This window comes from Ruegeria atlantica, from assembly GCF_013032505.1.
GTDB lineage: Bacteria > Pseudomonadota > Alphaproteobacteria > Rhodobacterales > Rhodobacteraceae > Ruegeria > Ruegeria atlantica_F.
Genome location: NZ_WQCG01000008.1, coordinates 1 through 22336, shown reverse-complemented (window position 1 = coordinate 22336; position 22336 = coordinate 1). Strand labels below are relative to the sequence as shown.

Annotated in this window: 26 protein-coding genes and 1 tRNA gene; 13 read left to right on the top strand and 14 right to left on the bottom strand. The window is 58.0% G+C overall.

Features of this window, described 5'->3' with window-relative positions; genetic code table 11:
- Positions 1–8: 8 nt before the first annotated feature.
- A complete protein-coding gene (locus GOW92_RS20800) occupies positions 9–854 on the bottom strand; it encodes an AAA family ATPase (protein WP_170564358.1) in 846 nt (281 codons plus the stop codon).
- 372 nt (positions 855–1226) lie between these two features.
- On the opposite strand from GOW92_RS20800, the gene dksA reads away from it, so the two are divergent.
- Positions 1227–1649 carry an RNA polymerase-binding protein DksA gene (gene dksA / locus GOW92_RS20795; RefSeq protein WP_170564817.1) on the top strand — a complete coding sequence of 141 codons (423 nt, stop codon included), beginning with the start codon at positions 1227–1229 and terminating at the stop codon, positions 1647–1649.
- A gap of 70 nt (positions 1650–1719) precedes the next feature.
- Complete coding sequence (locus GOW92_RS20790; protein ID WP_170564355.1) at positions 1720–2871, top strand: FAD-dependent monooxygenase; 1152 nt, start codon at positions 1720–1722, stop codon at positions 2869–2871.
- A gap of 4 nt (positions 2872–2875) precedes the next feature.
- Here GOW92_RS20790 and xth read toward each other — a convergent pair whose 3' ends face one another.
- Both xth and GOW92_RS20780 read right to left on the bottom strand, forming a co-directional pair.
- Positions 2876–3655: an exodeoxyribonuclease III gene (gene xth / locus GOW92_RS20785; RefSeq protein ID WP_170564352.1), complete on the bottom strand. Its 780-nt coding sequence runs from the start codon at positions 3653–3655 to the stop codon at positions 2876–2878.
- 60 nt (positions 3656–3715) lie between these two features.
- The gene (locus GOW92_RS20780; protein ID WP_170564349.1) at positions 3716–4039 is read right to left on the bottom strand and encodes a HesB/IscA family protein; all 324 of its coding nucleotides are present in this window, start codon (positions 4037–4039) and stop codon (positions 3716–3718) included.
- Between the two features lie 76 nt (positions 4040–4115).
- Here GOW92_RS20780 and GOW92_RS20775 point away from each other — a divergent pair, with 76 nt between their 5' ends.
- Positions 4116–5258: a deoxyguanosinetriphosphate triphosphohydrolase gene (locus tag GOW92_RS20775; protein WP_170564346.1), complete on the top strand. Its 1143-nt coding sequence runs from the start codon at positions 4116–4118 to the stop codon at positions 5256–5258.
- Here GOW92_RS20775 and GOW92_RS20770 read toward each other — a convergent pair whose 3' ends face one another.
- Entirely contained in the window at positions 5259–5810 is a 552-nt protein-coding gene (locus GOW92_RS20770; RefSeq protein ID WP_170564343.1) for a hypothetical protein, read from the bottom strand.
- Between the two features lie 131 nt (positions 5811–5941).
- On the opposite strand from GOW92_RS20770, the gene argS reads away from it, so the two are divergent.
- From argS to GOW92_RS20740, 6 genes are all read left to right on the top strand, one after another.
- The gene (argS, locus tag GOW92_RS20765; protein WP_170564341.1) at positions 5942–7687 is read left to right on the top strand and encodes an arginine--tRNA ligase; all 1746 of its coding nucleotides are present in this window, start codon (positions 5942–5944) and stop codon (positions 7685–7687) included.
- 39 nt (positions 7688–7726) lie between these two features.
- Complete coding sequence (locus GOW92_RS20760) at positions 7727–8839, top strand: SPOR domain-containing protein (RefSeq protein ID WP_254453104.1); 1113 nt, start codon at positions 7727–7729, stop codon at positions 8837–8839.
- A complete protein-coding gene (gene nagZ / locus GOW92_RS20755) occupies positions 8836–9843 on the top strand; it encodes a beta-N-acetylhexosaminidase (protein WP_170564338.1) in 1008 nt (335 codons plus the stop codon). The genes GOW92_RS20760 and nagZ overlap by 4 nt, the downstream gene beginning before the upstream one ends.
- The gene (locus GOW92_RS20750) at positions 9833–10627 is read left to right on the top strand and encodes a segregation and condensation protein A (protein WP_170564336.1); all 795 of its coding nucleotides are present in this window, start codon (positions 9833–9835) and stop codon (positions 10625–10627) included. The genes nagZ and GOW92_RS20750 overlap by 11 nt, the downstream gene beginning before the upstream one ends.
- The gene (gene scpB / locus GOW92_RS20745) at positions 10620–11276 is read left to right on the top strand and encodes an SMC-Scp complex subunit ScpB (protein ID WP_170564333.1); all 657 of its coding nucleotides are present in this window, start codon (positions 10620–10622) and stop codon (positions 11274–11276) included. Before GOW92_RS20750 ends, scpB begins: the two co-directional genes overlap by 8 nt.
- 63 nt (positions 11277–11339) lie before the next feature.
- The gene (locus GOW92_RS20740; protein ID WP_170564330.1) at positions 11340–11510 is read left to right on the top strand and encodes a hypothetical protein; all 171 of its coding nucleotides are present in this window, start codon (positions 11340–11342) and stop codon (positions 11508–11510) included.
- Between the two features lie 52 nt (positions 11511–11562).
- Here the strand turns inward: GOW92_RS20740 and GOW92_RS20735 are convergent, their stop codons facing one another.
- From GOW92_RS20735 to GOW92_RS20700, 8 genes are all read right to left on the bottom strand, one after another.
- Entirely contained in the window at positions 11563–12639 is a 1077-nt protein-coding gene (locus GOW92_RS20735) for a 2'-deoxycytidine 5'-triphosphate deaminase (protein WP_170564327.1), read from the bottom strand.
- 61 nt (positions 12640–12700) lie between these two features.
- Positions 12701–12777, bottom strand: a tRNA-Pro gene (locus GOW92_RS20730).
- Between the two features lie 61 nt (positions 12778–12838).
- On the bottom strand, positions 12839–13480 hold the full coding sequence (locus GOW92_RS20725; protein ID WP_170564324.1) for a MerR family transcriptional regulator: 642 nt from the start codon (positions 13478–13480) through the stop codon (positions 12839–12841).
- An 18-nt stretch (positions 13481–13498) separates the two neighbouring features.
- On the bottom strand, positions 13499–13801 hold the full coding sequence (gene ihfA, locus GOW92_RS20720) for an integration host factor subunit alpha (RefSeq protein ID WP_170564321.1): 303 nt from the start codon (positions 13799–13801) through the stop codon (positions 13499–13501).
- Positions 13802–13897: 96 nt separating this feature from the next.
- Complete coding sequence (locus tag GOW92_RS20715; RefSeq protein ID WP_170564318.1) at positions 13898–14869, bottom strand: beta-ketoacyl-ACP synthase III; 972 nt, start codon at positions 14867–14869, stop codon at positions 13898–13900.
- A gap of 21 nt (positions 14870–14890) precedes the next feature.
- Complete coding sequence (gene plsX, locus GOW92_RS20710; protein WP_170564315.1) at positions 14891–15979, bottom strand: phosphate acyltransferase PlsX; 1089 nt, start codon at positions 15977–15979, stop codon at positions 14891–14893.
- A 24-nt stretch (positions 15980–16003) separates the two neighbouring features.
- Positions 16004–16210 carry a 50S ribosomal protein L32 gene (gene rpmF, locus GOW92_RS20705; RefSeq protein ID WP_008756996.1) on the bottom strand — a complete coding sequence of 69 codons (207 nt, stop codon included), beginning with the start codon at positions 16208–16210 and terminating at the stop codon, positions 16004–16006.
- Positions 16211–16416: 206 nt separating this feature from the next.
- Positions 16417–16953, bottom strand: coding sequence for a YceD family protein (locus GOW92_RS20700; RefSeq protein WP_170564312.1), 537 nt, complete (start codon positions 16951–16953; stop codon positions 16417–16419).
- An 84-nt stretch (positions 16954–17037) separates the two neighbouring features.
- Between GOW92_RS20700 and GOW92_RS20695 the strand changes: the two genes are divergently transcribed.
- The 3 genes from GOW92_RS20695 (at position 17038) to GOW92_RS20685 (ending at position 20219) form a co-directional block, all read left to right on the top strand.
- Positions 17038–17511 (top strand): outer membrane protein assembly factor BamE, encoded by a 474-nt coding sequence (locus GOW92_RS20695; RefSeq protein ID WP_170564309.1) that lies wholly within the window; start codon positions 17038–17040, stop codon positions 17509–17511.
- A 98-nt stretch (positions 17512–17609) separates the two neighbouring features.
- Positions 17610–18344: a GNAT family N-acetyltransferase gene (locus tag GOW92_RS20690; RefSeq protein ID WP_170564306.1), complete on the top strand. Its 735-nt coding sequence runs from the start codon at positions 17610–17612 to the stop codon at positions 18342–18344.
- Positions 18345–18410: 66 nt separating this feature from the next.
- Positions 18411–20219 carry an ABC-F family ATP-binding cassette domain-containing protein gene (locus GOW92_RS20685; RefSeq protein WP_438826360.1) on the top strand — a complete coding sequence of 603 codons (1809 nt, stop codon included), beginning with the start codon at positions 18411–18413 and terminating at the stop codon, positions 20217–20219.
- On the opposite strand, the gene GOW92_RS20680 is transcribed toward GOW92_RS20685, so the two are convergent.
- Both GOW92_RS20680 and GOW92_RS20675 read right to left on the bottom strand, forming a co-directional pair.
- Positions 20216–20767 (bottom strand): sugar O-acetyltransferase, encoded by a 552-nt coding sequence (locus GOW92_RS20680; protein WP_170564300.1) that lies wholly within the window; start codon positions 20765–20767, stop codon positions 20216–20218. The two genes, GOW92_RS20685 and GOW92_RS20680, sit on opposite strands and share 4 nt — an antisense overlap.
- Before the next feature lie 9 nt (positions 20768–20776).
- Positions 20777–21532, bottom strand: a complete 756-nt coding sequence (locus GOW92_RS20675; protein ID WP_170564297.1) for a 3-hydroxyacyl-CoA dehydrogenase — start codon at positions 21530–21532, stop codon at positions 20777–20779.
- Positions 21533–21773: 241 nt separating this feature from the next.
- Here GOW92_RS20675 and GOW92_RS20670 point away from each other — a divergent pair.
- Positions 21774–22336 (top strand): hypothetical protein (locus tag GOW92_RS20670; RefSeq protein WP_217356568.1); only part of this gene is annotated, 563 nt, incomplete at its 3' end.

Genomic DNA, 22336 nt, shown 5'->3' with positions numbered 1-22336 from the left:
CACTATTCTCAGCGTTTGCTGCGTGCCATGAAGGCGAGACGTTCAAACAGGTGCACGTCCTGTTCGTTCTTCAGCAATGCCCCATGCAGCTTGGGCAGTGCGTTGGCCCCATCGCGTTTGAGGTCCTCGGCGGTCAGGTCTTCGGCCAGCAACAGCTTAAGCCAGTCCAGCACTTCCGAGGTCGATGGTTTCTTTTTCAGCCCCTGCGTGTCGCGGATTTCGTAGAACTGGGTCAGGGCCGTGGTCAGCAGCGCATCCTTGATACCGGGGTGGTGCACCTCGACGATACGGCGCATGGTGGCGTCATCCGGGAAGCGGATATAGTGGAAAAAACAGCGCCGCAGGAACGCGTCGGGCAGTTCCTTTTCGTTATTCGAGGTGATGATCACGATGGGGCGGTTCTTGGCTTTGATGGTATCCCCGGTCTCGTAGACGTGGAATTCCATCTTATCGAGTTCCTGCAGCAGATCGTTGGGAAACTCGATATCTGCCTTATCGATCTCGTCGATCAGCAGCACGACCTTCTCATCAGCCTCAAAAGCCTGCCACAGTTTACCCTTGCGAATATAGTTCGACACGTCATGGACCCGTTCGTCGCCCAATTGGCTGTCGCGCAGGCGGCTGACCGCGTCATACTCATACAAGCCCTGCTGCGCGCGGGTGGTGGATTTCACGTTCCACTCGATCATTTTCAACCCCAACGCGCCGGCTACCTGTTTAGCCAACTCGGTCTTGCCGGTTCCGGGCTCACCCTTGACCAGCAGAGGACGTTCCAGTGTAACAGCGGCGTTCACCGCAATGGTCAGGTCATCGGTGGCAACATACTCGGCTGTGCCTTGGAAACGTGCGGTCATGGGCCCCTCATCTAAATCGCGCGGCATGTGTCCTTGGGGTTATAGCGGGGCGAAAAATTTGACAAGACAGGTCGCTGCGTCGTGCAGCGCGAATTTGACGTGCAACTCCAATGCCTTTAGTTGATTCGGCCGCTAACACAGGACGGGGCAATTTGGGGGGTGCCTCAAAAAAGCCTGCCAATTTTCACAGAAAAACAAGGATTTGTTGTTGTAAGTCTCATATTTAGATGAGCTGAGGCAGTACGCAACCGGGACTACGTTTCCATAGTGACATTCTTCCCGCCGTCGGATAAACGCTCCGCAGAAGGGGATTGCCGCATGTCAGGTGAAGCAAAGGTGACCGGCGTTGCAGGCCACACCGAGGGAGCAAAAATGAAGCAGGAAGTATTTCTGCCGGAGGATTATCGTCCAGCCGAAGACGAGCCATTTATGAACGACAAGCAGTTAGAGTATTTTCGTCGTAAGCTGCTGGATTGGAAGACCGAACTTTTGGCAGGCAGCCGCGACACGATCGAAGGGCTGCAGGACAACACCCGCAACATTCCGGACGTCGCAGACCGCGCAAGCGAAGAAACTGATCGTGCGTTGGAACTGCGGACTCGTGATCGCCAGCGCAAGCTGGTGGCCAAGATCGACTCGGCCCTGCGCCGGATTGACGAGGGCGAGTACGGGTATTGCGAGATGACGGGCGACCCGATTTCGCTGAAACGTCTGGATGCGCGCCCGATCGCGACCATGACGCTGGAAGCGCAAGAGCGCCACGAACGTCGTGAGAAAGTTCACCGCGACGATTGATCGCTGAAAAATCCAGAATTCTTAAACGCCGGGGTCTTTCGCTCCGGCGTTTTTGCGTTAAGCCGGTGTCATGAAAATCAACGGTCTGAAAATTGGCGTGGTCGGCGGTGGTATTGGCGGGATCGCGGCCGCTTTGGCGTTACGGTTGCGCGGGGCTCAGGTTGTGGTTTTTGAGCAGGCAGCCGAACTGACCGAAGTTGGCGCCGGCTTGCAGATCAGCGAAAACGGAATGGTCGTGCTGCGTGCTCTGAATGTTGTGAACGAAACGCCAGAGGCGGGTTTGCGGTCTTACGGAACGGTGCTGCGGGATTACCGCAGCGGGCGATCTGTCAGTGAGATACCGGCCCCGGCCGCTGGATCCACATACTACTATCATCGTGCCGACCTGTTGGGGTTGTTGCACAAAGCGGCGCATCGGGAAGGTGTCGAGTTTCGACTGGGCGCACGGGTCGCGCAGGTGCGCAAGCATTCGTCCGAAGCCGAGGTTGTCCTGGAAGACGGTACAAATCTACGCGTCGATTGTGCGATTGCTGCAGATGGTGGACGAAGCGAAATTCGTGCCGATCTGAATGGCCCTGAAACGGCGAAGTTCACGCATCAAGTGGCCTGGCGGGCTACGATCCCTTGGCAGCGTCGTGATCAAAAACCATGCGCGGTTCTGACCATGGGGCCGGGGCGGCATGTCGTTACTTACCCGCTTCGCGATCATACAATGATGAATATCGTAGCGATTGAAGAACGGTCAGACTGGGAAGAAGAAGGCTGGCGTCGGCGCGGAGACCCTGAAGATTTACGGGCGCGATTTGCCGATTTTGGCGGAGTTGTGGGAGACATCCTCGGACAGGTTCGGGAACCTCATATTTGGGCGTTGTTCCTGCGACCGGTCGCAGGGCACTGGCAGAATGGGCGCATCGCGCTGTTAGGGGATGCGGCACACCCGACACTTCCGTTTATGGCACAAGGCGCCTGTCTTGCGCTTGAGGATGCCTGGGTGTTGGCGCGATCCTTTGATGACCAGTCCGGGATCGAACAGGCGTTCGCCTCTTACGAAACCAGCAGACTTAGAAGGGCGCAACGCGTTGTTGCCGCGGCTGGGTCCAACGCCAGGAATTTTCATCTGCGCGGCCCGATGCGCTTGGCCGCACAGGCCGCTCTGATGGCGGTCGGGCCACGCTTGTCCCGGAAATACGACTGGATTTACAGCTACGACGCGACGGCCTGAGGTTTCACAGGTCCAAGTCGACCCAGACCGGAACATGGTCCGAGGGCTTTTCATGACCACGAATCTCGGCATCAATCCGGCAATCGCGCAACAGATCGGCGGCCTGGGGCGTAAGCAGGAAATGGTCGATACGAATCCCGTCATTACGGTTCCATGCGCCGGCTTGATAATCCCAGAACGAATAATGGTCCGGACCTTGGGTCACGGCGCGGAACGCTTCGGTAAAACCAAGGTTCAGGATCTTGCGAAACGCCGCACGGCTTTCTGGCCGAAAGAGAGCGTCCTCGCGCCACGCATCCGGACGTTTGGCGTCTTCGGCCTGTGGGATGATGTTATAGTCCCCGGCCATCAGCGCGGGTTCTTCTCTCGCCAATAATTCTTGCGCTCGATCATACAGCCGCTCCATCCAGGACAGCTTGTATTCGTATTTTGGGCCCGGCACCGGATTGCCATTCGGCAAGTACAATCCGCAGATGCGCAGCGCCTTATTGCCCACGACCGTCGCTTCGATCCAGCGTGCCTGTTCATCTTCCTCATCGCCAGGCAGGCCGCGGGACACATCTTCAAGCGGCAGCTTGGACAATATTGCTACGCCGTTAAAACTTTTTTGTCCGTGCGTCTCGACGTTATAGCCGCGCTCCTCAAACAGCTCGCGGGGAAAATTCTCGTCGATCGACTTGATCTCTTGCAGCAAAACGACGTCCGGCTGTGCGTCATCCAGCCAACGCGGCAGGGCCTCGGCCCGCGCTTTGATGCCGTTGATGTTGAACGTGGCGATTTTCATGCGCGATCCTCCGGCTGGCTGCCGGTTGATCTATCCCTCAACCGCGCGGGCAGGGCAAGGTCACATTGAAAATGAAGTGCCGCAGCCGCAGGATGAGGTTGCGTTCGGGTTTTCGATCACAAACCGCGCACCGATCAGTTCCTGGGTGAAATCGATCACCGCGTTTTCCAAAAACGGCAGCGAGATCGAGTCGACGATCACTTTTTGACCTCTGCCTTCCAGCACAAGGTCGTCCTCTTTGGGTTCGTCCAGCGCAATTTCGTATTGAAAACCGGAACATCCGCCGCCTTCCACTGCAACGCGCAGGGCCTGACCCTGATCCGCCGCGCCAATTTCGGCGAGACGTTCAAAGGCGCGTTCTGTAACTGTAGGGGGCAGATTCATGCCGGGCTCCAAAGGTTTATTTCCTTTACGCCTTACAATATAGAAAGTGCAAGGACAGGCGACAAGGACAAGACCTTTGGACAGAGCGGGTTTTGCCTCGGACCCCAATCGCGCAAGAGGGCGGTTGGTGTCAGAGGAAGAGAGCAGTTTCAGGTCATGCTTTCAGCGAGATCGGGACAGGATCATACACGCCAGCGCTTTTCGGCGGCTCAAGCACAAGACCCAAGTGTTTGTTGAACATGAAGGTGATAGCTATCGCACCCGTCTGACACATTCCATCGAAGTGGCCCAAGTTGCGCGGACGATTGCAGGAGCTTTGGGCCTGAACGGTGAACTGACCGAGGCCGTGGCTTTGGCGCATGATCTCGGGCATACGCCGTTCGGACATACCGGCGAGGATGCTCTGCATACGCTTATGAGGCCCTATGGCGGATTTGACCACAACGCTCAGGCCATTCGCATCGTGACCAAGTTGGAACGCCACTATGCCGAATTCGACGGATGCAACCTGACGTGGGAATGTCTTGAGGGGATTGCCAAGCACAACGGGCCGGTCACAGGTGAGTTGCCATGGGCACTGGCCGAATGCAACGAAGCGTTTGATCTGGAACTGCATACCCATGCCAGTGCCGAGGCGCAGGTTGCGGCGCTTTCAGACGATATCGCCTACAACAATCATGATTTGCTGGATGGCTTGCGTGCTGGTCTGTTTTCCGATGATGAAATCCAACAATTGCCTATCGTGGGCGATTGTTATGCCGCGGTGGACCGGAAGTATCCCGGTCTGGACGCTTACCGCCGAAGGCACGAGGCGCTCCGGCGCGTATTCGGCGTTATGGTTTCTGACGTTATCGTCACATCGCGCGGGTTGATTGCAAGCTCAGGGGCGCGGACCGTCGAGGAAATCCGCAATCTTGGATACCCAGTGATCCGGTTCTCGGGCGGCCTATGGGCGCAACTCAAGCAGATCCGCGCCTTTCTGTTCAAGCAGATGTACCGCGCACCCAGCGTTATGGACGTGCGTGCAGAGGTCAGCAAGGTTGTCGAAGATCTGTTCCCAATTTATCTGAATGATCCGAAACAGATGCCCGCGCGGTGGCATGAAGATATCGAGGCCGCCAGCGATGAAACGGCGCTGGCGCGAATTGTCTCGGACTATATTGCAGGAATGACCGACCGGTTTGCCTTGCAGGATCATGCCAGGCTGGCTGGTGCCTGATCACTCGATCCCGATATAAGCAAGCGCCCAGACCTGCTGACCCGACTGGTCGGCGGCCAATTCGGCGTCTTCTGTTGGGGGGAAGACGATCATGGTCGGGCCATAGCCGCCAATTCCCATCGGGGTCCCGTCGGCATGGGTTGCCACAATGGGTTGGTGGGTTGCGATGCTGTCCCATAGAATTTCAGACTGATAGCCATCCATAGCCATTGGCTTGGCGGTTTTCCCTTCGGCACCGGCCATGATCATTACATCTGACAGGCGGGGGCCGGAAAAGGCGATGTCGCGTTGATTGCCCTCTGGGCCGTATGGGATTGTGATCTCAACCTGTTTCAAGCCGTCCAGCATGGATGCGTCAAACCCGGCCGCGCCGTCGTGCTGAACCTCAAGGAATCCAAGTAATCCTCCGTCGTTCTCACCGCGGGCGGGAAGGTTGGTTTCCGAGACAGCTCCGCCAAGGGTCAGAAGCACATGGCCTTGGGCCGGGGGCATGTCCGCCCAAACCGGCACGGCAGATGTCAGAACAAAGGCGAGGGGCAGGGCAAGGCGCATGGGTATTTCTCCGGCTGGAATTTTCACCGAGATTAGTTATGTCTACCGCTAATCCAAGCGGAAACTGCTCGCTTCCATTGACCTTGCCGGTTTGCGTGGTAAACCGCCGAGCAAGCAAAAGGACATCCGAAATGAACCTGTTTTCCGAGATCCGCGGCCTGGTACTTGACGCGCTGGCACAGATGCAGTCCGAAGGCGCTCTGCCCGAGGGGTTGAGCTTTGACAACGTGGCAGTCGAACCGCCGCGCGATGCCGCGCATGGCGACATGGCGACCAACGCGGCGATGGTGCTGGCAAAACCGGCCAAGATGAAACCGCGTGATATTGCCGATGTTCTGGCCGGGAAACTGGCGGCGGACGACCGGATCACCAGTGCCGAAGTGGCCGGACCAGGGTTTCTGAACCTGCGGCTGGCGCCGTCGGTTTGGCAGGGTATTCTGTCAGCTGTGCTCGATAAGGGCACCGATTATGGCCGCTCGACCATGGGTCACGGGCAGAAAGTGAACGTGGAGTATGTCTCGGCAAACCCCACCGGTCCTTTGCATGTGGGCCATACGCGGGGCGCGGTGTTCGGGGACGCTCTGGCGAGCCTTCTGGCCTATTCCGGCCACGATGTGACACGCGAATACTATATCAACGATGGCGGCGCGCAGGTCGACGTGCTGGCGAGGTCCGCGTACGAACGATATCGCGAGGCCAATGGCCTGAGCCCTGAGATTGCCGAAGGGCTGTATCCGGGCGACTACCTGATCCCGATCGGTGAGGCGCTGAAAGAGAAATACGGCGACAGCCTGATCGACAAGCCCGAGGCTGAGTGGCTGGAAGAACTGCGCGAGTTCTCGACCGACGCGATGATGGATCTGATCCGGGCCGACCTGAAGGCGCTGGGTGTCGAGATGGATGTGTTCTTCTCGGAGAAATCCCTCTATGGCACAGGCCGGATCGAAGCTGCGCTGCAATCCCTGACCGACAAGGGCTTGATCTACGAAGGCGTGCTGGAACCACCCAAAGGCAAAAAGCCCGAGGATTGGGAGCCACGAGAGCAGACCCTGTTCAAGTCCACCGAGCATGGCGATGACGTCGACCGCCCGGTCAAGAAATCGGACGGCAGCTGGACCTATTTCGCCCCGGATATCGCCTATCACTATGACAAGGTGACTCGTGGCTTTGACGCGTTGATCGACGTGTTCGGGGCGGATCACGGTGGTTATGTCAAGCGGATGAAGGCGGCTGTTTCAGCGCTGTCTGATGGCAAAGTGCCGTTGGATATCAAGCTGACCCAATTGGTGAAACTGTGGAAGAATGGCGAGCCGTTCAAGATGTCCAAGCGGGCAGGGAACTTTGTCACCCTGCGCGATGTGGTTGATCAGGTGGGGCCGGATGTGACCCGCTTCGTCATGCTGACGCGCAAGAACGATGCGCCGTTGGATTTCGATTTCGACAAGGTGTTGGAACAAAGCCGCGAGAATCCTGTGTTCTACGTGCAATACGCCCATGCCCGTGTCATGAGTGTGCTGCGCCGGGCCGCCGAGGCGGATATCGCCACGGATGATGCGACCCTCAAGGGTGCTGACCTGGGCAAGATCGACCATGCCTCGGAACTGACGGTCGCTAAAAAGCTAGCAGAATGGCCGCGTTTGATCGAAATTGCCGCACGCACCAACGAACCGCATCGGGTTGCCTTTTACCTGTATGAACTGGCCGGCGATTTTCACGCGCTCTGGAACAAGGGCAATGATGAAACCCAACTGCGTTTCATTCAGGATGGCGATGTTGCCACAAGCCAATCAAAAATCGCATTGGCCCGGGCCGTTTCTGTTGTGATTTCAGCGGGCTTGGGTATTCTTGGCGTTACTCCGGCGCAGGAGATGCGGTAACTAACACCGCCCGAACCGCCGGTCTGAGGCAGACAAGAAATGACCCGCGCGCCACTTTTTAAGGCGCAATCGGGCGGTGAGGCGGACATGGCAAGTTACGATTACTCAGGGCAAATGCGCCCTGAGGAGATGCATTACACGAATCAGCCACATCCTGAGGATGGGTATGAGTATTCCGACGACTCTTATGGCTATGAACAGGCACCGCGAGGGGCTGGATTAGGTCGCATCGTCAACGTCATGGGCGCTGTAGCGTCACTGGCACTGGTCGCCGGGATCGGCGTCTGGGGTTTTAAACTGGTGATGCGTGATGTCAGCGGTGTGCCCGTTGTTCGTGCCATCGAAGGACCGATGCGAATTCAGCCGGAAAACCCCGGCGGCACCCCAGCCGACCACCAGGGTCTGGCCGTCAACGCTGTAGCCGCTGTCGGAACAGCAGCACCTCCGGCCGATCGCCTGATCCTTGCACCGCGTCCGGTTTCCCTGACAGATGAAGACACGCCGGTTGAACCGTTGAAGCCGACCCAGGCCGTGCACGTCGTCGAAGAAGAGATCTCGGATCAAGAGGCCGCGAAACTGCGCCAGAATACGGTTGATGCCCTGGTCGCCGAGCTGGCTGGAGGAGCAGCGAAGGCAGATGAACCTGCCGAGCAGGGCGTTCAGCTCGCGTCTTTGGCATTGCCCGAGGAAGAGCCCGCCATTGATCCTGCCGATCTAGCCGCGCAATTGCCAGACCCGGAACTGGCGGCATTGCCGGGTGTTCGTCGTTCGCTGCGTCCGACCACGCGACCTGCGCGCAGGACGGCCAGCGGGATTTCAGCAAATAGCAACACCGAGGCCGCCATCAACGCCGCTGTCAAAGCCGCGGTCGGGTTGGATGTAGATCCAAATACACTGTCCAAGGGGACACGCATGGCCCAGTTGGGCGCATATGAAAGCTCGGATGTGGCCCACGCGGAGTGGGATCGTCTGAACGGTCGATTTGGCGAGTATATGGATGGAAAACAACGCGTTATCCAGAAAACATCAAGTGGTGGCCGGACGTTCTATCGCTTGCGTGTTCTTGGGTTTGAGGACCTGAGCGACTCGCGTCAGTTCTGTGCTGCGCTGGTCGCGCAAGGAGCTGACTGTATCCCGGTTGCCGTTCGGTGACATTTGGCGCTGCGATCTCTGATGCCGAAGGCCTGCGCCTGACATCTGAAGAAAAGAACCTGTTCCGTCAAATGAACCCATTTGGGTTCATTCTGTTCGCGCGAAATGTTGATAGTGCCGACCAAGTGCGCGCCTTGTGCGACGATTTCCGCGAAGCTGTTGGACGCAATTGCCTGATCACCATCGATCAGGAAGGGGGCCGCGTGCAGCGTCTGCGTGCTCCATTGGCGCGCGAATGGATGCCACCCTTGGATCACGCCGGGCGTGCCGGGGATCAGGCGGAACGCGCCATGTATCTGCGGTACCGGCTGATCGCAAAGGAACTGTTCGAGCTTGGCATTGACAGCAACTGCGCCCCCATGGTCGATCTGGCGCGGGACGATACACATGCGTTTTTGAAGAACCGCTGTTATGGCTCTGACCCTAAACGGGTATCAGCGCTTGGGCGGGCGGTTGCCAAGGGCCACCTGGATGGCGGTGTTCTACCTGTACTCAAGCATATGCCGGGTCATGGATTGGCCACTCTGGACAGCCACCACGATCTACCGCACGTAGACCTGAAACAGGAACAGCTTGAGCAAGCGGATTTCGAACCCTTTCGATCTTTGAATGACCTGCCAATGGGGATGACAGCGCATCTGGTCTATGACCGGATCGATCCTCAACCAGCTACGATATCCCCGACGATGATCGGTCTTATCCGCGACAAAATCGGTTTTGATGGCCTAATCATGACCGACGATATCTCGATGAAAGCGCTGAGTGGCGCACCCGAGGATGTTACGCGTCAGGCGCTGGCCGCAGGCTGCGACGTGGTTTTGCATTGTAACGGAACGTTTGAGGCCCGCGCCAAGGTGCTGGAAGCCGCCGGCGAAATGACTGAGCAGGCACAAAAGCGCGCGGAAAAGGCACTGTCGATGCGGCAAAAGCCTGCGGAACTTGACATCCCCGCGACTGAGGCTGAACTATCTGCCCTAATGGGCGGGCAGGTATATGAACGATAATCTCTTCAGTGAAGATCCGGTCTCGGTCGCGGATCGTCTTGCGGCTGAGGCTCTGATTGTTGATGTCGACGGGTTCGAAGGCCCGTTGGACGTGCTTTTGACCCTGTCACGTACCCAAAAGGTCGACCTGCGGAAAATTTCGGTTCTAGCTTTGGCGCAGCAGTATCTGGCCTTCGTGGAAAAGGCGCGCGCGCTGCGGATTGAACTGGCTGCTGACTATCTGGTGATGGCCGCCTGGCTGGCCTTCCTGAAGTCCCGTCTGTTGCTGCCGCCGGACCCGGATGATGAAGGACCTTCTGGTGAGGAACTGGCGGCACACCTGGCGTTCCAGTTGGAACGCTTGCAGGCCATGCGCGACTCAGCCGCACGTCTGATGGCGCGTGACCAGTTGGGGCGCGATTTCTTCAAACGCGGGCAGGGTGAGGATATCACCCGTATCCGTACCGTAACGTACTCTGCCACGCTGCTGGATCTGATGCAGGGATATGCCCGCATCCGCACGCGCGACGAGTTTCGCCCGTTCGTCATGGATCGCGACGCCGTGTTCACAATGGAACAAGCGCTGGAGCGGATGCGCCCGTTGATCGGGTTTGCGGGCGCTTGGACGGATATGGAAACCTATCTGCCAGAAGGTTGGGATGCTGACCCGGTGCGCCGCCGCTCGGCCACGGCAGCGACCTTTGCGGCCTCGCTGGAACTGGTGAAAGAAGGACATATGGAGATGAAGCAAACCGAGACGTTTGCTCCGATCCATTTGCGCAAAAGGACTGACACACGTGACTGATGAACCGCAAGACGAAGGCACCGGCACCCTGTTCGAAGCGCCCCCCCTGGCGGAGCAGGAGCGCATGGTCGAGGCCGTTCTGTTCGCCAGTTCCGAACCGGTAACGATCGCCGATCTTGAGGCGCGGATGCCCCACGGCAGCGATGCCGCGCAAGCAGTTGAAATTCTTCAGAAACGTTATGAGGGCCGTGGCGTTCGTGTCGTCCGTGTCGGCGAAGCCTGGGCCATTCGCACCGCGCCCGACCTGGGCTTTCTGATGCAAAAGGAAACGGTCGAAACCCGCAAGCTGAGCCGCGCGGCCATCGAAACGCTGGCCATTGTCGCCTATCATCAGCCTTGCACGCGGGCCGAGATCGAGGAGATCCGAGGTGTCTCGGTCTCGCGCGGTACAATCGACCAATTGCTGGAAATGGAGTGGATCCGTCTGGGCCGCCGTCGGATGACACCGGGCCGCCCGGTAACATTTGTGGTTACGCCGCAGTTTCTGGACCACTTTGGATTGGAAAACGCCCGTGATCTACCGGGCCTCAAGGAACTGCGGGCTGCTGGTTTGTTGGAGAACCGGCCGCCGCCGGGCACGATCCCATTGGGAGAGGGGGCCGAGGACGCCGAAGAAGATGATCAGACCGAACTGTTCGAGGAAGAGTGATAACTTGGCCCTTTTGTTGCCGTTGGAATCACCTATGTTGTGGCCAATCTGAGGAGTTGAGCAATGAATATGAATCGCATCATCGACATGATCATTCGGCAGATCATGCGGCGGGTCGTCAACAAAGGCATCGACAAGGGTTTTGATGTGGCTGGTCGGATGGGCAAGCCCAAGCAAAGATCAGCTGTGCCTCATGACTCGGGCGCAAAGGACGACAGCAACCGCCAAGCCTAGCAAGCAGAACTGGCGCAGCGCGCGTTTCGTATGTGCGCCGGTTCCAGAGGTATCAAACAGCCTTGAAGTGTTTGGACAGCTTCAGCCCCTGTCCCTGATAGTTTGACGCAATACCGGCGCCATAAAGCTGGGTGGGCATTTCAGCCATTTTCTCATAGACAAGTCGTCCAACAACTTGCCCGTGTTCCAGAACAAAGGGGGCTTCGTGGCAGCGTACTTCCAGCACACCGCGTGATCCCGCTCCGCCCGCTGCAGCATGACCGAACCCTGGGTCGAAGAAGCCGGCATAGTGAACTCGGAACTCGCCTACCATCGCAAGATAGGGGGCCATTTCGGCCGCATACATTGGCGGGATATGGACCGCCTCGCGGCTGACAAGAATATAGAATGCGCCAGGATCCAGGATGATGCGGCCGTCAGTAGTTCGCACCTCTTCCCAGTATTCCTGTGGGTCGTATTCGCCGATACGGTCCAGATCGATCACACCTGTATGCGGCTTGGCGCGATAGCCAACCAGATCGGTATCGGTCAATTGCAGATCGACTGAGAACCCCAGCCCGTCCTGAATGACCGCGGGTCCATCGACCAATGGGGATTCATTGTGCAGCGCGGTCAGCTCCGCGTCGCTGAGTACCGCTTGACCTTGGCGAAAGCGAATCTGGTTCAGCCGCATGCCCGGACGCACCAGTACCGAAAATGAGCGTGGGCAGATCTCGGCAAAAAGCGGCCCCGTGTAACCGGCGGGCACGCGATCAAATTCTGTGCCACCATCTGTGATCGTGCGGGTCAACAGATCCAGCCGCCCGGTCGAGCTTTTGGCATTTGCAACCGCGCTGATATCGGCGGGCAGGGCCAGCGATTCCATTAGCGGCACCAGATAGACGCAGCCTTTTTCAAGAACAGCACCGTCGCTAATATCGATGCGGTGCATCTCGAACTCGGCCAGACGATCCGCGACCGAGCGTCCTTCGCCCGCCAAGAACGATGCGCGAACCCGGTAAGCAACTGTACCTAAACGTAAATCTAGGCTGGCGGGTTGGACTTGCGCCGCGATTACATCGGGCTTGGCGGTGATTTCACCGCGCGCGATCATCGCTTCGATCTGTTGGTTTGGGCATACACCTGTCATTTCGATCCCCCCTGATGCCAGAGCGGGATCTGGCCTGTCTGCCATAAACGTCGGTGTGATTTGGTCGGGCTAGCAGGACTCGAACCTGCGACCTTCCGTCCCCCAGACGGACGCGCTACCAGGCTGCGCCATAGCCCGACGTTGAGGTGTTCATAAAGACTTTCCCGGCGGGGGCAAGAGGAAATCATCGCCTTTTTTCTTATCCTGCCGACCGGTTCTCAATTCGGTTGAATACAGCGCGTAAGTCCTTGGCGATGGGCGCGATCCGACGCAGAAGATCGTCGTCGAACTCGGTCCGTTCCCACGCTTGTGTGGCTATGCCGCCCATCAGCGGGGCCTCATCCAGATATTCGGGCGCGGGCTGAGGGGGCTCTGCTTTCGGTTGTTTCGGGGCAGGAGGGGGCGTCTCGGCCTGAGGGGCATGTTCTGCAGGCTTGGCTGCTTCGGCATTCGGTGCCGGATCGCCCAGATCCATATCGATCTGGTCGGTGGGCGCAGTGGGCTTGGCGGCAAAGGGCACGACAACGTTTTCGTCTGCCGGGGCGCTCTCGGGCGCGGCTGGCTCATCCAGACTGGGCGACAGCGAGGAGACATAGGCCACCCCTTGTTCGCGCAGGATGCGCTGGACACCTTTGATGGTGATGCCGTCCTCATGCAGCAGTTTCTTGATGCCGCCCAACAGGCGCATATCATTGGGCCGGTAATATCGGCGGCCACCAGCACGTTTGACGGGTTTGACCTGACTGAATCGGCTTTCCCAGAAGCGCAGGACATGAGCCTGAACGCCCAACCAGTCCGCAACTTCACTTATTGTGCGAAAGGCGTCGGGGGACTTGCTCATGATTGTTTCGTCCCGAACTTACTTGCGGTTCCCTGCGGCGACGCGATCCTTCATCAGGTGCGACGGGCGGAACGTCAGAACACGTCGAGGTTGAATTGGCACCTCTTCGCCGGTTTTGGGGTTACGACCGATGCGGGCGGTTTTGTCTCGAACACTGAACGTGCCAAAAGACGAAATCTTGACCTGCTCACCGCGGACAAGGGCGTCCGACATGTGGTTCAGAACGCTTTCGACAAGCTGTGCGCTTTCATTGCGTGAAAGGCCCACCTCGCGGAAAACAGCCTCGCTCAGATCCATTCGCGTCAGTGTTTTTTCGCCCATACCATTTCCCCTGTTGATAACGCAGAATATGGCGAGGGGAAATTCGCTGTCAATATCAATGAATTGCACGAGGCTGTGTAAGCCGTTTTGCGCCGGTTACCAGCGTAGAACCACAGCGCCCCAAGCCAGACCGCCTCCGATGGCTTCGGTCACGATCAGGTCGCCGGGTTTGATCTGGCCCCGCTGTTTGCCCACCGAAAGGGCAAGGGGAATCGATGCGGCAGAGGTGTTGCCGTGATCCTGAACTGTCACCACGACATTATCCATCGGCAGACCCATTTTCTTGGCGGTGCCCTGAATGATGCGGATATTGGCCTGATGTGGCACGATCCAATCGACGTCCGAACTGCCGAGGCCGGCACGCCCAAGTGCGGTTTCTGCAGTTTTTGCCAGCTTTTCGACCGCGTGGCGGAATACCTGATTTCCCTGCATGCGCAAATGTCCGGTTGACTGGGTCGACACGCCACCGTCTACATAAAGCAAGTCCTTGTAACGCCCGTCGGAATTCAGATCAGTCGAAAGAATGCCGCGATCCTGCGCGGTGCCTTCACCCTCTTGCAGTTCCAGGACCAGCGCACCAGCACCGTCGCCAAACAGCACACAGGTGGATCGATCAGTCCAATCCATGATGCGCGAAAACGTCTCGGCACCGATGACCAGCACACGTTTGGCCTGACCGGACACGATCAACGCGTTGGCGTTGCTGAGGGCAAAGACAAAACCTGCGCAGACGGCCTGAACATCAAACGCAAACCCGTGCGTCATGCCAAGGCGCGCCTGAACCATGGTCGCGGCTGAAGGGAAGGTCAGGTCGGCGGTCGATGTCGCCAGAACGATTGCGTCGATATCCTCGGCTGTTAGGCCGGCATCGGCCAGGGCGGCCTCGGCAGCGTTGGTCGCAAGATCAGACGTGGTTTCGCCATCGGCAGCAAAGTGGCGGCGCTCGATTCCTGATCGCGACCTTATCCACTCATCCGAGGTATCGAGTGTCTTTTCAAATTCGGAATTCGGAACGATGCGCTCTGGCAAATAGTGTCCGACACCTACAACAACTGAACGGCCTGCCATTTGGGGTTACTGCCTTTATTGTTATTCGCCCGCCTTTGGCGGTACGTGCGCGGCATCTTGTGCAAGCTGGGCTGTCGATGCAACCCGTGCCGCTAATTTTTCGGCAAAACCCGACTGCGCCAGGGTGAAGGCCAGTTTGATCGCTGCCGAAACTCCGGTGGCATCAGCGCCACCATGTGATTTGACCACGGTTCCGTTAAGGCCAAGGAATACACCGCCATTCACGCGGCGCGGGTCGATGCGTTTTTTCAGCCGTTGCAGAGAGGTGATGGCCAGAATCGACGCAAGCCGTGACAGGGGGGAATACTTGAAGGCTTCGCGCAGAAGATCACCGATCAGGCTTGCGGTGCCTTCGCCGGTTTTGATAGCGACATTTCCGGTAAAGCCATCGGTAACAATGACATCGGCCTTGTCACCAGGAATGTCGCTGCCTTCCACGAATCCAACGAAGTCAAAATTCGCCTGCTCCGCGAAGTCCGTGATCATCGTGTGGGCTTCTTTCAGCTCGGCCCGACCTTTGTGTTCTTCGGTGCCGACATTAAGCAAACCGATCCGAGGCCGATCCAGCGCCATGCCGTTGCGGGCATACGAGGCCCCCATCAGCGCATATTGTAGAAGATCCTTGGCGTCGGCCCGCACATCGGCGCCGACATCCAGCATCACGTTGAACCCTTGCGGGTTGCGCGACGGCCACAGAATCGCGATTGCCGGACGGTTAACGCCCGGCAATTTACGCAACCGCATCATCGACAGCGCCATCAGCGCGCCGGTATTGCCGCAGGACACTGCTCCATGCGCTTCGCCTTTGCGCACCGATTCCAGCGTCGACCACATCGACGTTTGCTTGCCGCTTCGAACAACCTGGCTGGGCTTGTCCTCCATCGTGACCACGTCAGGGCAATCACGAAAAACGACGCGTCCCTGCAGGACACGCCGTTTGGCGACAAGTTTGCGCAGCTTTTGCTCGGGCCCGTGCAGAACGAAGGCGAGGTCGGGATTCTTGTTTGCCGATTTGGCAATGCCCGCAACGACAGTCGCGGGCCCCGAATCTCCACCCATAGCGTCAACCGAGATGGTAATCCGTCCGGTTTGCGTGGGCTGTTCCGTCATGCCTTGGCCTACGAGTTATGAGGCTTAGGCCGCGTCTTCGTCCAGGTCGATTTCGTCGGCCTGAGCGACGACTTCACGGTCATCATAGTGGCCGCAGGACGCGCAGACGTGGTGCGGGCGCTTCAGCTCGCCACAGTTGGGGCATTCGTTCGGGTTTGCAGCAACCAGAGCGTCATGTGCGCGGCGGTTGTTGCGGCGCGACTTGGAAACTTTGTTCTGTTGGACAGCCATGGTCTCAACCTTTGTCTATTAAGGGTCAGCAGATTCGCTGCTGGCCGGGTTTCATTCTTCGTTTTTCTCGTGGTTTGACGCGCGTTTAGGGGACGGGCCCCGCAATGTCCAACCCAAATTCCGATGAGCGCGCGAAAATACTGCGATTCTCGACATGTTCAAGCGATTTTTCTGGAGGCCTGCTATGACAGGAAATCAGACCTATGTCACTCGTCTTTTTTCAAAGCATCGCGCAAATTCGCCAGTCCGGCAAACGGCTTTGCGTCCTCGTCCGTCATCGCCTGTTTGCCCGGTTCGGCATAGTCCGCCTGTTCCAACTCTGCGCCGTCCTTGCGCGGATATTGGGGCAGGGCCAGCGACAGCGCCTCGACCATCACCAATGCAGGGTCGATCTCCGGGCCCAACGGTTCGGTCTCATCGCCTTCAGGAATTTCAAACTCGGGCTCGTCAGGGTCTTGCCAGTCGGCCATATAGACCCGTGATACCGGCACATCGATCCGCGTGGTCACGGGTTCAAGCGTCACGACGCAGGGCTGAGTCACCGTTGCCCCCAGTTTTCCGGAAAGAATCCAATCGCGTTTGCCTTGTGCCCTTACGTCACCCACAAAGCTGAGCTTGCGCAAACCCAACAGACCCAGATCTGTTTTGATCGCGTCCAACCCCTTGCTATCGGGGCGTAGATCAAACGGAGTCGGCGCATTTTGGGGCAGGTCGGCCACCCGCAGAGATGTATTGCTATTCATTCGTGACCCTTTCGTGTGTTGAACCGGGGCTGCGGTTTATGTAATCGGATAGGGTCCGCAAGGTCCCAAGGCAAGAGGATGTAAATGTTGAAGGTTGTGAACAGGTTGAAACCAGCGTCCAAAACGCTTGTCTTTGCGGCCTGTCTGGTTGTGGCTGGCGCGTGCACGCCCATCTTCAAGAATCACGGATACGTCCCGCCAGCCGACCAGCTGGCCGAGATCAAAGTGGGCGTGGACACCCGTGACAGCGTGGTTGAAACCATCGGTGCCCCTTCCTCTGCCGGATTGGTGAAGGATTCGGGTTTCTACTATGTACGCTCGCGCGTGCGCCACTACGGCCCAAAGCGGCCCGAAGTCGTATCGCGCGAACTGGTTGCGATCAGCTTTGACCAGCGTGGCGTTGTGCGGAATATCGAACGGTTTGGACTTGAAGACGGGTATGTGGTGGTTCTTGACCGCCGCGTGACCGAATCCAGCGTTCAGAACCGCAGTTTCCTGCGTCAGCTGTTGGGTAACATCGGCAACTTTAACCCGGCGAACATTCCGGGCGCGAATTAAGTCTCTGTCGCCACTTGCTACAGTCACAGGACGGTCACATGTTCTGTGGTAGAACCGCTGCAACAAGAAGCAGGTCAGCAACCGCGGAGGATGCGACCATGGCATTAATGTTGGGAAAGGGCAGGTACCGGGCACGTTTGGCGCAGTCCGAGCGGGACGTTGTGGCCGCTCAGAGGTTGCGAACCCTTGCTTTTGGTACTGATCAGGTTGACCGCGATGAGTTTGATCCGATCTGTGCGCATCTTCTTGTCGAAGATTCGCGCAGCGATGGAGCGTTGGTGTGTTGCTTCAGAATGCTGACAATGGAACACGGGGCCGAGATTGACCGCAGTTATTCGGCCCGGTTCTATGATCTGTCCGCGCTGCGGGAATTTGACGGCCGCATGGTCGAGATGGGCAGATTCTGTATCCACCCGGACTGGACCGACCCGGATATTCTACGTGTCGCCTGGGGCGCGATGACCAAATATGTGGACCAGAATAACGTAAAGATGTTGTTCGGCTGCTCGTCCTTTGCCGGGACCGAGACCGTCGAATACCTGGATGCATTTGCTATGCTGAAACATCGGCATCTGGCGCCAAAACGCTGGTTGCCAAGGGCCAAAGCCCCCGATGTGTTCAAGTTTGCCACGCGCCTGCGGCGTAGACCCGATGCGAAAAAGGCAATGCTGCGCATGCCGCCTTTGTTGCGCACCTATCTGATGATGGGGGGCTGGGTCAGCGATCACGCGGTGGTGGATCGCAATATGAACACGCTACACGTGTTCACAGGGCTAGAGATTGGCGCGATTCCTCCAGCACGTAAACGGCTGCTCCGGGCGGTGGTCCGGTAGTTTGAGTATTTTCGAAAAGGTGAAGGGGGGCGTTGACGCCTTGTGCTGACCGGTTTAGCTGGCGGCATGGCGAGAATTCCTTTGTTGCAGATGTCCGGCATTTCCCTGACTTTCGGGGGTGATCCGGTGTTTTCGGGGTTGGATCTGGTGGTTCAGCCGGGCGACCGTGTGGCCTTGGTCGGGCGGAACGGGTCGGGAAAGTCGACCCTGATGAAAGTCATGGCGGGCCTTGTTGAGCCTGATCACGGAGACATCGTGGTGCCGCCGGGGAAATCCGTTGGCTACATGGAGCAGGACCCCGGCATGGAAGGGTTCGCCACCTTGGGTGATTATGCGTCCAGCGGATTGGAACCGGGCGAGCTGTATAAAGTCGAACGCGCCGGCGAGGGGCTGAAATTCGATCCATCCCGCCCGGTTGAAACCGCTTCGGGTGGCGAACGTCGCAGAGCGGCATTGGCCAAACTGATGGCCGAAGCGCCCGATCTGATGCTGCTGGACGAGCCGACGAACCATCTCGATATCGAAGCGATTGCCTGGCTGGAACGCGAATTGGGATCGACCCGAGCAGCCTTTGTTCTGATTTCACACGACCGTGCGTTTTTGCGCGCTCTGACCCGCGCGACGCTATGGATCGATCGCGGCATGGTGCGGCGGCAAGAACAAGGGTTCGAGGCTTTTGAGACCTGGCGCGACAAGATTTGGGAAGAAGAAGATCAGCAGCGACACAAGCTGAACCGATTGATCAAGTCCGAAGCCAAATGGGCCGTCGAAGGCATCAGTGCACGGCGCAAGCGGAATCAGGGTCGGGTGCGGGCTTTGCAGGCTTTGCGTGCTGAGAAGGCTGCGCAGATCAAACGTCAGGGATCGGCGGCAATGTCATTGGAGGCAGGGCCAAAATCCGGACGAAAAGTGATTGAAGCCAAAGGTTTGTCCAAGACCTTTGGCACGCATCAGATCGTTAGAAACTTTGATCTGCTAGCGCAACGTGGGGATCGCGTTGCTTTTGTCGGGCCCAACGGTGTGGGCAAGACGACGTTGCTTAAGATGTTGCTCGGACAGGAACAGCCCGATGAGGGGACGGTAACGCTGGGCACCAACCTTGAGATTGCGGTGTTCGATCAGGCCCGCGCGCAGCTGGATCCCGAAATGACACTGTGGGACAGCCTGACCGGGGACCCCGAAATGCGGGTGTCAGGCAAGGCGGATCAAGTGATGGTTGGTGGCCAACCCAAGCATGTGGTCGGCTACCTCAAGGAATTCCTGTTTGATGATGCGCAGGCAAGAGCCGCTGTTAAGTCATTGTCTGGAGGCGAAAAAGCGCGTCTTCTGCTGGCTAAACTGATGGCCAAATCGTCAAATCTGTTGGTGCTGGACGAACCGACCAACGATCTCGATGTCGAAACTCTGGACCTTTTGCAGGAGTTGCTGGACGACTATGACGGCACTGTCCTGCTGGTCAGCCACGATCGGGATTTTTTGGACAGGGTTGCCACCACGACGATTGCGATGGAGGGCAATGGCCGCGCGACCGTCTATGCGGGCGGTTGGTCGGATTACATCGCGCAAAGGGGCGATGTCGTCGAAAAGAAGACTGAAAAAGCAAGGGCTTCGAAGTCGAAGCAAAAGCAAGATACGCAGCCGAAATCCGGGCTTTCCTTCTCGGAAAAACACCGGCTAGAGAAACTTCCCGCCGAGATTGCCCGCCTGGAAGCTGAAATAGGCAAGCTGGAAGAGCTTATGTCAGACCCCGAGCTGTTTACCCGTGAACCGATCAAGTTCCAAAAAGCAACCGATGCGCTGGTCGAACGGCAAGAGAAGCTGTCAGCCGCAGAAGAAGAGTGGCTGGAGCTTGAGGAAAAGGCCGAGGGCGCTTAGGGGCGCGTCAACGGTCGTGCAGGATTTCCGACAACGGTTTCCCCGGCCGCTACGTCTTTGGTTACAACGCTGCCAGCGCCAATGATGGCGTTGTCGCCGATAGTGACGCCGGGCATAACGATAGCACCTCCGCCAACCCAGACGTTTCGGCCAATGGTAACGGGTATCCCAATTTCCAAACCTTTTGCCCGCTCATCGGGGTCTTTGGCGTGCTGCGCGCAATAGATTTGCGCGTGTGGGCCAAACATTGTGTCATCACCGATCCGAACCTGCGCGGTGTCCAAAATCACGCAGCCCGCGTTGAAATAGACCCGCGCGCCGAGGCGGATATTTAGACCGTAAGCGCAATGAAACGGAGCCTCGAGTAAGCAGTCTGGCCCAACGCTTGTGAACAACGCTCGCAGCTCGGGTGCCATGGCACCACGGGCATCAGGAGGGCAGGTGTTATGCGTGTGGACTGCAAGCCGGGCGCGTGTGCGCAGCGCCTCAAGCTCCGGGTCCAGGCAACAATACCACTGCCCGGACTGCATCTTTTCCTGCTCTGTCATGGGACAGGCTTAGCGCATGCGAAGGGCTCCGTCGATGCGAATGACCTCTCCGTTCAGATAGCCCATCTCGACGATGAAGCCGGCCAGTCGCCCGTATTCGCGCGGATCGCCCAGACGGGCAGGGTTGGGGACATCTGCTGCCAATTGTTGTTGTACTTCCTCAGGCAGGCCCGCGAGCATCGGCGTCATGAAAATCCCCGGTGCGATGGTCATCACCCGAACCCCGGTTGACGCCAGATCGCGTGCCATCGGCAGTGTCATTCCGACCACGCCACCCTTCGACGCCGCATAGGCCGCTTGTCCCTTTTGCCCGTCGAATGCTGCGATTGAGGCCGTGTTGATGATTACTCCGCGCGCGCCGTCCGGTTCGGGATCATTCTTTGCCATCTCGGCTGCCGCTAGGCGTGAAACGTTGAACGTGCCCACCAGATTGATGTCGATTGTGCGCTGAAACGCGTCCAAAGGGTGGGGGCCATCCTTGCCGACTGTCTTGATCCCATAGGCGATCCCGGCGCAGTTCACCGCGACCGTGATGCGGCCCATCTTGTCCTTTGCATGCTCAATTGCCGACGCGACTGAGGTTTCGTCTGTCACATCCGTTTCTGTAAAATGCCCACCGATCTCTGCGGCCACTTTTGGGCCGCGCTCAGCGTCGCGGTCCAGAAGCGTCACCTGCGCGCCCTGTTCTGCGAAATAGCGGGCTGTTGCCTCACCCAGACCTGACGCGCCGCCAGTTATGATTGCCGCGGATGTCGATAGTTGCATCACGGATACCTCTCCAAAATTTTGACACTTTTCTGCCACTTTTGATGTGGCGGTCTTAATAGATGTTGTATATTTGGCCTATCGGACCGTCACAACTGGTGTTGTGCCCGAGTTTAATGAGTGGTGGTGAGCCAAAGTTAACGCATCTTCAGCGGATATTTATCCGTACTTCATTTGCGGCTCCCACTTGGTAACGGAAGACCCTGACGCACTTGGGTGTTAAGGCGCAAGGAGCTAAATGATGCGAATTAAACTGAAATCTAGCGTTTCGGCTTTGGTGGCCTCTCCGTTTGTTGGGGCGCTTTTGGTGACCACAGCGCAAGCTGCATCTGGGGTTTGCGACGCACGCACAGCACGGATCGCAGCAAATGCAGGAGACTACCAAACACTGTGTGATTGCACTCAAGTGACCCCGAGTTTCCTGAACCGGCTGCAGAAGCATTCCGATTTCGATTCGATCCTGGCTGCAACTGGTCAACAGTGCCCCGGTTTGGCCGCATTGTTGACGGATTTTTCAACTGGGACGATCGCGGCGGTGACCTCGAATGGCGAAGATCGTGATTCCAGCCAATCATCTGGGAGCGGTTCCAATTCCAGCGGTGAGAATGGCTCGGGCGGCGAGTCTTCTGGAGGAGGTAGCTCCTCTGGCGGTGGGTCTGGCGGCGGGTCTGGTGGCGGTGCACCAGGCGGTCCCGGCGGAGCACCAGGTGGCCCAGGCGGTGGAGACGGCGGCGGCAGCGGCGGTGGAAACGGCGGCGGCAGCGGCGGTGGAGACGGCGGCGGCAGCGGCGGTGGAGACGGCGG